8 protein-coding genes are annotated in these 13,566 nt (G+C 68.8%); 2 read left to right on the top strand and 6 right to left on the bottom strand.

Features of this window, described 5'->3' with window-relative positions; all coding sequences use genetic code 11:
- Positions 1-155: 155 nt before the first annotated feature.
- The 6 genes from pstB to ACLBWP_RS16950 all read right to left on the bottom strand — a co-directional run bounded on the left by pstB (position 156) and on the right by ACLBWP_RS16950 (position 7,588).
- Positions 156-935 carry a phosphate ABC transporter ATP-binding protein PstB gene (gene pstB, locus ACLBWP_RS16975; protein WP_243562954.1) on the bottom strand — a complete coding sequence of 260 codons (780 nt, stop codon included), beginning with the start codon at positions 933-935 and terminating at the stop codon, positions 156-158.
- Positions 936-966: 31 nt separating this feature from the next.
- Entirely contained in the window at positions 967-2,046 is a 1,080-nt protein-coding gene (gene pstA / locus ACLBWP_RS16970; RefSeq protein WP_243562953.1) for a phosphate ABC transporter permease PstA, read from the bottom strand.
- A 14-nt stretch (positions 2,047-2,060) separates the two neighbouring features.
- On the bottom strand, positions 2,061-3,005 hold the full coding sequence (gene pstC / locus ACLBWP_RS16965) for a phosphate ABC transporter permease subunit PstC (protein WP_447656031.1): 945 nt from the start codon (positions 3,003-3,005) through the stop codon (positions 2,061-2,063).
- Between the two features lie 89 nt (positions 3,006-3,094).
- Entirely contained in the window at positions 3,095-4,204 is a 1,110-nt protein-coding gene (locus ACLBWP_RS16960) for a phosphate ABC transporter substrate-binding protein PstS (RefSeq protein WP_243562951.1), read from the bottom strand.
- Between the two features lie 274 nt (positions 4,205-4,478).
- Complete coding sequence (locus tag ACLBWP_RS16955) at positions 4,479-5,426, bottom strand: NUDIX hydrolase (protein WP_447656030.1); 948 nt, start codon at positions 5,424-5,426, stop codon at positions 4,479-4,481.
- Positions 5,423-7,588: an RNA degradosome polyphosphate kinase gene (locus ACLBWP_RS16950; protein WP_447656029.1), complete on the bottom strand. Its 2,166-nt coding sequence runs from the start codon at positions 7,586-7,588 to the stop codon at positions 5,423-5,425. Before ACLBWP_RS16950 ends, ACLBWP_RS16955 begins: the two co-directional genes overlap by 4 nt.
- A 199-nt stretch (positions 7,589-7,787) precedes the next feature.
- Between ACLBWP_RS16950 and ACLBWP_RS16945 the strand changes: the two genes are divergently transcribed.
- Together ACLBWP_RS16945 and ACLBWP_RS16940 are read left to right on the top strand one after the other, a co-directional pair.
- Complete coding sequence (locus tag ACLBWP_RS16945; RefSeq protein WP_243562948.1) at positions 7,788-8,069, top strand: pyrophosphorylase; 282 nt, start codon at positions 7,788-7,790, stop codon at positions 8,067-8,069.
- Between the two features lie 104 nt (positions 8,070-8,173).
- Positions 8,174-13,555 (top strand): DUF6531 domain-containing protein, encoded by a 5,382-nt coding sequence (locus ACLBWP_RS16940; RefSeq protein WP_447656028.1) that lies wholly within the window; start codon positions 8,174-8,176, stop codon positions 13,553-13,555.
- Positions 13,556-13,566 lie beyond the last annotated feature (11 nt).

Here is a 13,566-nt window from a genome sequence, read left to right as displayed (position 1 = left end):
GGCGCGGCCTGCCGGTGGGGCGACAGGAACGTTGTCGTACGACGTCGGACTCGTCGCCCGAGGTGGCGGCCGCAACCACGGGAGGCCCGGTGCGGTCCGTGACGGACGTGCACCGGGCCTCCAGGCGGTCCGTCAGCAGACGGACCGGGCGCCGATCAACCGAAGCGACCCGAGACGTAGTCCTCGGTGGCCTGGACGGACGGGTTCGAGAACATCGTCGCGGTGTCGTCGTACTCGATGAGCTTGCCCGGAGCGCCCGTGCCCGCGATGTTGAAGAACGCGGTCCGGTCGCTGACGCGCGAGGCCTGCTGCATGTTGTGCGTCACGATGACGATCGTGAAGTCCTTCTTGAGCTCACCGATCAGGTCCTCGATGGCCAGCGTGGAGATCGGATCGAGCGCCGAGCAGGGCTCGTCCATCAGCAGCACGTCGGGCTGCACGGCGATGGCGCGGGCGATGCACAGACGCTGCTGCTGCCCACCGGACAGGCCCATCCCGGGCTTGTCCAGGCGGTCCTTGACCTCGTTCCACAGGTTCGCACCCTGCAGCGACCGCTCGACGATGTCCTCGGACTCCGAGCGGCTGATGCGCTTGTTGTTGAGCTTGACGCCCGCCAGCACGTTGTCCTTGATGGACATCGTGGGGAACGGGTTCGGGCGCTGGAACACCATGCCGACCTGACGGCGGACGATGACCGGGTCGACGCCCGGGGCGTACAGGTCGTCGCCGTCCACCTTGACCGAGCCCTCGACGTAGGCGCCGGGGATGACCTCGTGCATGCGGTTGAGCGTGCGGAGGAAGGTCGACTTGCCGCAGCCGGACGGGCCGATGAAGGCCGTGACCGTGCGGGGCTCGATGATCATGTCGACGCCCTCGACGGCGCGGAACTTCGAGTAGTAGACGTTGAGGCCGTCGACCTCGATGCGCTTGGACACGGTGATCCTTACTGTGTTCGGGTGACTCGCGCTAGCGCGAGAGCTTGGGGGCGAAGAGGCGGGTGATGAAGCGGGCCAGCAGGTTCAGCAGCATCACGATCAGGATGAGCACGAGCGCGGCGGTCCAGGCCCGGTCGACGAACGGCACCGGGTTGGCGCCCTGCTGCGAGTACTGCGTGTACGCGAACACCGGCAGGGTCATCATCGGGTTGCCGAACAGGTCGTAGTTCATGCTCGACGTGAAGCCCGCGGTGACCAGCAGCGGAGCGGTCTCACCGATGACGCGGGCGATGGCGAGCATGACACCCGTGGTGATGCCGGCGAGCGACGTCGGCAGGACGATCTTCACGATCGTCAGCCACTTCGGCACACCGAGGGCGTAGGACGCTTCGCGGAGTTCCATCGGGACGATCTTCAGGACCTCTTCGGTGGAGCGCACGATGATCGGGATCATCAGCACCGCCAGGGCCACCGAGCCGACCAGGCCGAAGCGGGCGCCCGGGCCGAGGAACAGCGCGAACAGCGAGTACGCGAACAGACCGGCGACGATCGAGGGGATGCCCGTCATCACGTCGACGAAGAACGTGATGCCGCGGGCGAGCGCGCCGGTGCCGTACTCGACCAGGTAGATCGAGGTGAGCAGACCGATCGGGACGCTGATCACCGCCGCGAAGAGCGTGATCTCGATGGTGCCGACCAGGGCGTGCAGCGCGCCACCACCGGTCGAGATGACGCCGCGCATCGAGTACGAGAAGAACGCGACGTCGAAGCGTGCGAGGCCGTCCGCCAGCACGGTGTACAGCAGCGAGACCAGCGGCAGGACCGCGATCACGAACGCCGTGATGACCAGCGAGGTGACCAGCCGGTCGACGGCCTTGCGGCCACCCTCGACGATGCGGGAGACGACGACGATCAGGACGTCGAACAGGACCGTGCCCAGGAACAGCGCGGCGACGACGTTGAAGTCCTTGACGGCGCCGCCCGCGTTGAGCAGGGCGAAGACGAGTGCCAGGACGACCCAGCTGCCGCCGAGCAGCAACCACGGGACGGACTTGTGCAGCTTGCCGTTGGCGAAGACGTTGCCGGCGGACTGACGGAGTGCGAGGGACATCGGGGTGCGACCTCTCAGCTGACGCGCTTGCGCACGATGTACCGCGCGAGCATGTTGATGACCAGGGTGATGACGAACAGGATCAGGCCCGACGCGATCAGCGCGTTCAGGGCCGTTCCGGACGCCTCGGCGAACTGCAGGGCGATGTTCGCGGCGATGGTCGACGGGTTGAGCGACGTCAGCACCTGGAACGTGATGTTGGTGGACACCGACAGCACGAGCGCGATGGCCATGGTCTCGCCGAGGGCACGACCCATGCCGAGCATGATCGCCGAGACGATGCCGGACTTGGCGAACGGCAGGACCGACAGGCGGATCATCTCCCAGCGCGTGGCGCCGAGGGCGAGCGCGGCCTCTTCGTTGAGGGTCGGCGCCTGCAGGAAGATCTCGCGCATGATCGCGGTCATGATCGGGATGGTCATCACTGCCAGCACGATCGACGCGGTCAGGATCGTGCGCCCCGTGCCCGAGAGCGATCCGGAGAACAGCGGGATCCACGAGAAGTACTCGTTGAGGAACGCGTAGAACGGCTTCACGAAGCGCGCCAGCACGACGATGCCCCACAGGCCGTAGACGACCGACGGCACCGCGGCCAGCAGGTCGATCACGTAGCCGAGCAGCGGGGCGATGCGGCGGGGCGCGAAGTGCGAGATGAACAGCGCGATCCCGAGGGCCAGCGGGACACCCATGACGAGGGCGAGGAGCGCGGACCAGACGGTGCCGAAGACCAGCGGGCCGACGTAGGTCCAGAAGTTCGACGCGGAGTTCGGCAGCTCGCCGGCCTTCGCGGAGAAGGCGGGGATGCTCTGCCACACCAGGAAGGCCGCGACGAGCGCGAGGACCACCAGGATGAGGCCGCCGGAGATGACGGAGGCGGCGGAGAAGACACGGTCGCCGACGCGGACGACGGCCTTCGGCTTCGGTGGGGTGAGCGATGACGCTTGCTGCGCGGTCGTCATGGGGAGTGGGACTCCTGTCGGGAGACGGGGAAGTGCCCGGACGCCGGTCGGGTGGTGGGTGGACCGGCGTCCGGGCTCTCGATGAGGAGTTACTTGATGGAAGCGACCGCGGTGGCGGCCTTCTTGGCGAGGTCGCTCGACAGCGCGGCCGACTTGGCCTCGGTCGCAGCGGACTTCTGGGCGTCGTCCGAGACCACGTAGGTCAGGTACGCCTTGACCAGGTCGGCCTTGGTCGAGTCCTTGTACTCCTGGCACGCGATGGCGTAGGAGACGAGCACGAGCGGCCAGGCACCCTTGGCGGTGTCCTTGCGGTTGATGTCGATCGCGAGGTCGTTCGAGTCGCGGCCGGACACCATCTCGGAGTCGGCGACCACCGTGGCGGCACCGTCGGCGGAGATCGTGGTGGCGGAGTCGCCGACCATGAGCTTCGCCTTGTCGAGGTCACCTGCGCCGGAGTCGTCGATGTAGGTGATCGCGTTGGACGCACCGGCCATCGCCGAGGCGACACCCGAGGTCTTGGCAGCGGCGTCGCCGACCTGGAACGGGAAGGTCTGGCTCGGGTCCTTGCCCCAGACGTCGCCCGCGTTCGCGTCGAGGTACTCGGAGAAGTTCTCGGTGGTGCCCGAGTCGTCCGAGCGGTGCACGACGGTGATGCTGGCGTCGGGGAGCTTCGCGTCCTTGTTCAGGTCAGCGATCTCCGAGTCGTTCCACTTGGTGATCTTGCCGGAGAAGATGCCCGCGATGGTCTTGGCATCGAGCGTCAGGTCCTTCACGCCGTCGATCTTGTACGCGATCGCGATCGGCGAGATGTAGACGGGGATGTCGATCGCCTTGGAGTCCGCGGCGCAGTTGCCGAACGTGCCCTTGAGCTCGTCGTCGGACAGTGCGGCGTCCGAGCCGGCGAAGTCCGCCGCGCCAGAGATGAAGTTCTTGCGGCCCGCGCCGGAGCCGTCGGGCGAGTAGTTGACCGTGACGCCGGAGGCCTGGTCCTGGAAGCCAGCGGCCCAGGTGGTCTGCGCGGTCTGCTGGGCGGAGGAGCCCGAGCCGGTGAGCGTGCCCTTGAGGTTCGAGTAGTCGACACCCGAAGCCGAGGCCGACGAGGTGCTGCCCGCGCCGCCTTCGTTTGCCGCGCACGAGGAGAGCACGACCGCGCCGGCGATCGCGATTGCCGCGACCGTGCCGATTCGCTTGATGTTCACAGGGGTCCCTTCGGGAAGTGAGTGCAGGTGGGACCGCTGTTCAGTCCCGTGGGCCGGTGCCGACCCGCGAGTGACTGTAGGGACGCGAAGTGACCGGTTTGGTTGCCGCCGGTGAACGGAAGGTGAACGAGGGGTTGTCGCGGCGCGGAGATCGCGCGGTTGCGCCGTCGCGGGAGCATGCTCGGGAGCAGCGTGCCCACCGCCGGACTGGAGGCTCGGTGCGGCCCCGGCGCGCTGGTTGCTCCGCCGAGACGGGGCCCCGGCGCGGTGGTCGCTACGCCGAGACGGGGTTGCGGTGCGTCTCGACGGCGACGAGCGTGTCGCCCGCGATGTGCATCACCGAGAAGTCGCCGACCGACAGCATCGCGGCACGACGCAGGTCGAACCGGCTGGTGTCGTCCGTGGTGTCGGAGGCGATGTGCGCGACGATGTCGGGCAGCACCGGGCCGTGCGAGCACAGCACGGCGGACTTGCCCTTGGCCAGGCGCTTGCGCACCACGCCCTTGACGTCGTCGGAGCCCTGGTCGTGGGCGTCCTGGCTGATGCCGGGCGTGCTCGAGACACCGAGTCGGGTGGCTGCCGACAGGGGCTCGACGGTCGCCAGGCACCGAGCTGCCGTGCTGCTGAGGATCTTGCGCGGACCGTACGCGGCGACCGGGGCGGAGACCGCCCTGGCCTGGGAGCGACCGACCGGCAGCAGGGGCCGGGTGGCGTCGGGGCCACGCCAGTCGGCGCCGGGCGTGGTCTTGGCGTGGCGCAGGGCGATGAGCGCGAAGGTGTCGTGCTGGCCCCGGTCGACACGCTCGGCGAACCGCTCGAGGATCTCGACGTCGCGGAAGTAGGTCAGCCGTGCACGGGCGTCCTCGATGGACACCCACTCGATCGCGGCGACCTCGTCGTTGGGGTGGAACCGACCAGCGCGTTCGTACTCCTTGGCCGACACCCGAGCCGCCCAGTAGTGCACGACCTTGTCGCGGCCGTTCGGCAGCACGTACTCGGCGACGCCGAGTGGTGCTCCGAGGTGCACCCGGTAGCCGGTCTCTTCGTCGGTCTCGCGCACGGCGGCCGTGGGGACGGCTTCGCCCGGGTCGACCTTGCCCTTGGGGAAGGAGACGTCCTTGTGGTGCTCGCGGTGGACGAGCAACACGAGCGGGACACCGTCCCGTTCACGCCAGACCACCGCGCCCGCAGCGACGACGGGCCCCGTTGGTCCGCCCTTCACCGGGTCGAGCGCTTCCGGGACGAGATCTTCCGCATGAGGACATTCTGCACGTCCTCGAGCGGGCGGCCGTCGTCGTCGGTCGAGTGCCGCGTCCACTCGCCGTCGGACTCCAGGTGCCACGAGCTGGTGGTGTCGGCCATCGCCAGGTCGAAGATCTCGGTGACCTCGCTCACGTGGGCCGGGTCGGACAGGCGCACCAGGGCCTCCACACGACGGTCGAGGTTGCGGTGCATCATGTCCGCACTGCCGATGTACACGTACGGGTCGCCCTCGTTGTGGAAGGCGAACGCGCGGGAGTGCTCGAGGTACCGGCCGACCACGCTGCGCACGCGGATGGTCTCGCTGACGCCTTCGAGCCCCGGCTTCAACGAGCAGATCCCGCGCACCAGGATGTCGATCGGCACCCCGGCCTGGCTGGCCAGGTACAGCGCGTCGATGATCTGCTCGTCGACCATCGAGTTGACCTTGATCCGGATGCCCGACGGCTTGCCGGCCAGGGCGTTGTCGGTCTCGACCTGGATCCGCTTGAGCAGGCCCTTCCGCAGGTGCAGCGGCGCGACGAGCAGCCGCTTGAACTTCTTCTCGATGGCGTAGCCCGACAGCTCGTTGAACAGGCGTGTCAGGTCCTTGCCCACGGTGTCGTCGGCGGTGAACAGGCCCATGTCCTCGTAGATGCGCGAGGTCTTCGGGTTGTAGTTGCCCGTGCCGATGTGGCTGTAGTGCTTGAGCGTGCCGCCCTCTTGCCGGATGACGAGCACGAGCTTGGAGTGCGTCTTCAACCCGACCAGGCCGTACACCACGTGCACGCCGGCCTTCTCGAGCTTGCGCGCCCAGGTGATGTTGTTCTGCTCGTCGAAGCGCGCCTTGATCTCGACCAGTGCCAGCACCTGCTTGCCCGCGGCGGCGGCGTCGATCAGGGCCTCGACGATGGGGGAGTCGCCCGAGGTGCGGTAGAGCGTCTGCTTGATCGCGAGCACGTGCGGGTCGGCGGCTGCCTGTTCGAGGAACGCCTGCACGCTCGTGGCGAAGGACTCGTACGGGTGGTGCACCAGCACGTCGCGCGTGGCGATCGCGCGGAACAGGTCGGGCTTGGTGTTCGGCTCGCCTGGCTGGAACTGCACGGGCGTGGTCGGCACGTGCTTGGGGTAGTGCAGGTCGGGCCGGCTGATCTTGGCGATCTCGAACAGGCACGCCAGGTCGAGCGGCGACGGCAGCCGGTAGACCTCTTGTTCGGTGATGTCGAGTTCGCGCACCAGCAGGCCGAGCGTGACCGGGTCCATGTCCTCGGTGATCTCGAGGCGGATGGGCGGGCCGAACCGGCGGCGCAGGAGTTCGCGCTCGAGGGCCTGGATGAGGTTCTCGGCCTCGTCCTCTTCGATCTCGACGTCCTCGTTGCGGGTGACCCGGAACACGTGGTGCTCGAGGACCTCCATCCCCGGGAACAGGTCGCCGAGGTGGTTCGCGATCAGGTCTTCGAGCGGGATGAAGCGCATCCGCCCGGAGTTGTCGTCGGGCAGCTTGATCAGTCGCGCGAAGTTCTGCGGGACCTTGAGCCGCGCGAACTCCTGCCGCTGTGACTTGGGGTTGCGGACCCGCACGGCCAGGTTCAGCGACAGCCCGGAGATGTAGGGGAACGGGTGCGCCGGGTCGACCGCCAGCGGCATCAGGACCGGGAAGATCTGCTCGGCGAAGTAGTCGCGCATGGTCAGGCGGTCGGCCTCGGCCAGGTCGGACCAGTGTTCGATGTGGATGCCCGCCGCGTCCATGTCCGGCTTGAGCGAGTCGATGAAGGCACGGGCGTGCCGGTCCTGCAGCTCGTGCGCCTTGTTCGCGATGTCGCGCAGGACGTCGCTGGGCGCGCGGCCCACGTTCGTCGGCACGGCGATGCCGGTGTCGATGCGGCGCTTCAGCCCGGCGACGCGGACCATGAAGAACTCGTCGAGGTTCGACGCGAAGATCGCCAGGAAGTTCGCGCGTTCGAGCAGCGGGACCGTGCGGTCCTCGCCCAGTTCGAGCACGCGCTGGTTGAACCGCAGCCAGCTGATCTCGCGGTCGGAGTAGCGGTCCGTGGGCAGCGACTCGTGCTCGATCTCGACGACCTCGTCGAAGTCGTCGAGGTCGTGCGAGACGGAGTCCCCGTCGAGCTGCGGTTCGGTGTCCATGCCCCACATCCTGCCACCAGCGGGTGTCCGGCAAGCGGCCGTTCGGGGGAACTGTGGATGACCCCCGAAATGGGGGATGGATCAACACGATATACAGCCGGTGACATCTGCCCCGGAATCCGGCTAAGGTGAACCCGTCAGAGCCTCCGGGGGGATTCCACTGCGCGGGGGTGCAGCTACGAAATGAAAGAGGTTCACCATGTCACGTGTGCTCTCCACTGAGCAGGCCAAGTCGGCCATCCGCCAGATCCAGTCGATCGTCAACGGTGGGTTCACCGACCAGATCTCCCAGCTCGACGCGCAGGGCCGGATCCTGTCCGACTCCAACGTCTGGGACGGCCCGCTCGCGTCGACCTTCCGTGGGTCGACCTGGCCGGAGACCAAGTCCGCCCTCGACAAGGCGAAGACCGAGCTCGAGCAACTGCGCACGCAGCTCGACAAGATCTCGCAGGACATCTTCACCGCTGGTGGCGGCGCGTAAGCACCGAGCCATCGCCCGGGTCGTCGGAGACGACGGCCCGGGCGTCCGCGGTCCGGGGCGGACCGCACCACGCACGACCAGCAGCATCCTCGGGGGGAACGACCATGGCGCAGATCCACGCCAACACCGACGACATCGCGTTCGACGACGCCACAGCCGCCGCGCTGAAGACCGCGTTGACGACGTCCGCCGACGCGATCACCAGCCAGTCAGGGTCGCGCCAGTCGTACGTGTCGACGGCATCGCAGGAGTTCCGCGGTCGGTTCGCCGACCTCTTCACGCAGAACGCAGCGACCGCCAAGAGCGACGCGCAGTCCATCGCCGACGCCATGACCACGGTCGCGGGCTGGGTCCAGCAGATGCGGGACGCCGCCACCAAGGAGCGCGCTCGCCGCAAGACCGCCCGCGAGTGGCAGGAGCGCGAAGACGAGCGCAACGGCCTGCAGGACTGGTGGAACGACACGTTCCACTACGACCCAATGCCGGACGTCAAGAACGAGAAGGCGCCGTCGTTCCCGTCGCCCGACGTCAGGGCCGGCACCCGTCAGACCCCGAACCCCGGAACGGGCGGCGGTGGCGGTGGCGGGACGTCCTCGGCACGACCGACCGACCTCCGCTCGTTCGCCACCGGTTCGTCCACGCTGAACCGCGAGCTCGACGGCAAACCCGCGGCGCTCCGGGGCAAGCTCGCCGACTTCGCGGCGCAGTGCTCGTGGGGCCACATCGACGCCGGTGGGCTGGTGACGGCGTTCGAGCAGTGGCTCGCCGCCAACGACCAGGACGTCACGTGGGCCACCACGATCGCCGACGCCTTCGCCGCCGCCGGGGGTGACGGCACCGTGTCGAGCGTCGCCGACTCGGCGCTGGCCGCAGCACTCGCGGCCGCCGGTGTCTCGCAGAGCCGGCAGGACATCGAGTTCGACCCGCCCACCGCGTACGGCGCCCAGCCGACGACGGGCTTCTCGATGGACCCGGTCAACACCGGCACGGGCAACTTCCTCGAGCCCGAGCTCGACCTCGCGTTCACGGGCGCGTCCGCTTCGCTCCGGGTCACGCGGATGTACAACTCCCTCGACGACCACGTGGGGCTGTTCGGCCCCGGGTGGTCCTCGGTCCTCGAGACCCGGCTCGTCCTCGACGACGAGGGAGCGACCTTCGTGGGTGGCGACGGCCGTCAGATCCGCTTCCCCCGTGCTGCCGACGGCTGGGCGCGCGGCGTCGGCGAGAACCGTTGGCTCGCGGCCGAGGGTGACCAGCTGGTCGTCCGCGACAACGCAGGCGAGCGCATCGCGTTCACGCCGTCCGGTCTGTGGACCGGGCAGCGCGGTGGCACGGGCACCGGCGTGCAGGTCGTCCGTGACGCCGACGACACCATCGTCCGACTCGTCCACGAGCACGGTCGTTCCGTCGACGTCGACCACGTCGACGGTCGGGTCGCGGTGCTCCGCGCATCCGACGGTCGTCGTGTCGAGTACGGCTACGACGACCGCGGCCGACTCACCACGGTCACCGACCCGGTCGGCACCAGGACCTACGGCTGGAACGACGACGACCTGATCACGACGGTCACCAGTGCTGCCGGCGTCGTCGAGGTCGACAACACCTACGACGATCGCCGCCGCGTCGTCGAGCAGGTCAGTCCGCACGGTCGGCGGGTGCGGTTCGCGTACCTGCCCGGGCGGGTCACCGTGGTGTCCGACCAGGACGGCACCCGGTCGAACTCCTACATCGCGGACACCAAGGGGCGGCTGGTCGGGGTCGTCGACTCGGACGACCACCGCCAGTCGATGAGCTACGACCCCCACGGCAACCTGGTGTCAGCGACCGAGCGCGACGGTTCGGTGACGGTCCACGCGTACGACGACCGCGGCCGCAAGGTCCGGACGGTGACCCCGGCCGGCGCGGACATCACCTACGGGTACGACGACCACGACCGTCCGGTCACCGTCGTGACCGAAGGTGGTGCGGTCGTCACCTACGAGTACTCCGGCGACGACCACGACCCCTCGGTCGTCGTCGACCCGGTCGGCGGTCGGACGGAACTGACGTGGCAGGGCGGTGTGCTGACCCGTGTCGTCGACCCGACCGGTGTCAGCGCCACGCTCGAGCACGACGCGTTCGGCGAACTGGTCGCCATGACGAACGCCGTCGGCGACACGCTCCGCATCGAGCGCGACGCCGCCGGTCGACCGGTCGTCGCCACGAGTCCCTCGGGAGCGCGCACCGAGTACCGCTACGACGCGGCCGGCCAGCTCGTCGCTCGCCAGGACCCGGACGGGGCGGTCTGGCACTTCGAGCACACCGTCGGCGGCCGGATCAGTGCCGTCGTCGATCCGCTCGGCGCGCGCACGACATTCGACCACGGGCCCGACGGCGAGCTGCGCACCACGACCGACCCGCTCGGCCGCACCACGACGCAGACGTACGACGACCAAGCCAACCTGGCACGGATTGAGCTGCCGGGCGGCGCGGACTGGACGTTCGTGCACGACGCCTTGTCGCGCCTCCAGGCCGTCACCGACCCCACCGGCGCGACGTGGCAGCGGGAGTACGACGTCAACGGCGGCCTGTCCGCCGTCGTCGATCCGACCGGTGTACGGCAGGAGTGCTCCGAGGACCCGCGGACCGGAGTCGCGACCCTGCGCGACGCGTTCAGCGCCGCGACGGTGCGCTTCGACGCGTACGGGCGGCCCGTCGAGACGACCTCCGACGAAGCGGGATCCGAGCTCGTCGTCTACGACGCTGCCGGCAGACCTGTCGAACTCGTCGACGGTGAAGGCGGCCTGACCCGGCTGGTGCGTGACCTGGCCGGCCGCGTCACCGCCGTCACCACCCCGTCCGGCGCGCGATCGACGTACGAGTACGACGCCTGCGGCCGCCCGTTCGCGGCCACCGACGCCACCGGCGCGCGCACCACCCTGACCTACGACGCCGATTCCCGGGTCGTGGCGCGCACCCTGCCCACGGGCGAGGTCGAGCGGGTCACGTACGACCTGGTCGGCCGGGTGGTCGCACAGACGAGTCCGGGCGCCGGCACCGCGCGGTTCTGCTACGACCTGGCCGGCAGGCTCGTCTCGAGTCATGACGTCCGCTTCGGTCAGCGGCGTTTCCGGTACGACGTAGCGGGGCAGCTGACGCAGGTCGTCAACGGCCTGGGCGGAGTCACGTCGTTCTCGTACGACGACCGCGGACGGCTGACCACGATCGCCGACGCCGCGGGCGGGGTCACCCGACACGAGTACGACGACGCCGACCGTGTCGTCGCGGTCACCGACCCGCTCGGTCGCCGAACCACCGCCACGTACGACGCCGCTGGTCGGCAGCTGAGCCAGACCGACCCGGAACGACACACCACCACGTGGACGTACGACGCTGCTGGGCGCGAGCACCAGGTCCTCGTCGACGGCACGCTGCAGTCCGAGGTCCACCGCGACCCGCGCGAGCGCACTGTCGTCGTCACCGACCACACGCGGGGCGCGGGTCTGGCCGTCGAGCACGAGTTGCAGTACGACCGTCGCGGACTGCTGGTCCGGCGTACCCGTGCCGGGTCGGCGCTCCGCTGGGAGTACGACGCCGACGGACGTCGCACGGCGCGGATCGACCCGAACGGCACCCGGACGACCTACCGTCACGACGCGGCTGGCCATGTCGTCGGCGTCGAGCGTGACGGGCTCGGCACGGGCACGTTCGCCTACGACGCCTCGGGCCGGATCGTTCAGGCCGCCACGGGTGATGTGGTGCAGTCGTGGTCGTACCGAGCGGGATCGCTCGTCGCACACACGGCGACCACCCCGGATGGTGTCTCGACCACCACGATCGACCGCGATGCCGACGGTCGCATCACGGCAGTCGAGGCGTCGTCCGGTCGTGTCGCGTACGAGTACGACGCTGCTGGGCAGCTCGTGCGCGCGGGTACGTCCACCTGGCAGTACGACGACGGCGGGAGGCTCGTCCGACAGGTCGTCGACGGCGTCGAGACCACGCTCGAGTACGACGTCGCCGGCCAGCTGGTCGCGAGCGTTCGGGACGGTGCCCGCACCGAGTACCTGCACGACGGGCTCGGTCGACGCGTTCGTCGGACGGCTGCTGACGGATCGACGACCGAGTACGGCTGGTCGGCACTCGGCTCCCTGTCCGCGATCGTCGACCGTGACGACGCCTACACCGAGACGGGCCGTCTGGACGTCTGGGCGGATGCGCTCGGTGAGCTGGCCGAGGTCGGTGGCGTGGCGACCTGGTTCGACTCAGCGTCGAGCGTGCCCTCGCTGGTGGACATCGGCGGGACGTCGTTGCTCGACCTGCCCGGCGGAGTGCTGGCGATCGGCGATGCCTGGACGCAGCCGGGGTGGCGGACTGCCCGGGCGACCGATGCGGCCGACCCGTGGGCGGTGCTGGCTGCGGCGAACGACCTCGCGTTGCCCGCGGGGGTTGCGCTGACCGGTTCCGGCGGCCTGTCCATCGGTGGGTTGGAGTGGCTCGGGGCGCGCGTCTACGACCCGGCGGCGCGGGGGTTCCTGTCCGTCGACCCGCTTGCGCCGGTCGTGGGGGCGGCGTGGGCGGGGAACCCGTACTCGTACGCGGGGAACGACCCGCTGCAGGCGCTTGACCCGCTGGGGTTGCGGCCTGCGACGGACAAGGACATGCAGGCGTACCGGGATGCGCACCAGGGGATGTTCGGAGATCTGCGGGACTGGGCGGATGAGCACGCGGATGCCATCTCACGAGTCGCGGTCGTCGTAGGCACCCTGGCGACAGTGGCTGCGATGTTCACGCCTGTCGGTCCCGTGCTGGCAATAGCGCTGCTAGCCGGAGGAGGCGCCGCATTGGCAGGGGGGATGTCAATTCAGTCGAACAAGGGTAAAAACGGCGATGTCGATTGGGGCGCGGTGGGGCTCGATTCTCTCATCGGTGGAGTCGCAGGGGCTGTCGGAGGAGGGACGTCCCTGGGTCTGTCCAAGGCGGTGCCAGCGCTTGCGAGGTCCTCTGTGAGTTGGATGGCCAAAGCGGGAGGATCGCGTTTGCTAGGCAAAGCAGGTCAAGCAGCGATTTCGAGTGGCATCCAAAATGCTGGGTCAAACATGGCGCTGTACGGGACGAAGGCAGGCAGCGACGCAAATCCCATGGGCTATGCGCAAGCCGCGGGCGTTGGCGTCGTCACTGGCGCCGGGTCGAGCGCACTTTCGAGTGCTGTTTCACCGAGAGTCGGTGGCTATTTCGCATCCCGCCTCGGACTCGACGACAGTCTGCTTTCCCTCGGGCGCCACGTTGATTCGACTGCGACGCCGGTGACCCAGCAGACGGTGGGGTTCATTGCCACAAAGACTTTGGACTCCATTGGCGGAGGCGTCGGCTCAGTGGTCAACGAGATGGCGCGTCCGGGCAGCGACGCCAGCAGGGAGAACCTCGTGCGAACATTCTGGAATGGATTCATCAGCGGTGCAGAGGGGCCCGACGTTCACTCGCCCACCGGACGTCACTCAGGGTAGTCTTTGAATAT

Source organism: Microbacterium sp. M1A1_1b (genome assembly GCF_053345565.1).
The sequence above is the reverse complement of the archived record's forward strand: the minus strand, read 5'-3'. Positions and strand labels throughout refer to the sequence as shown.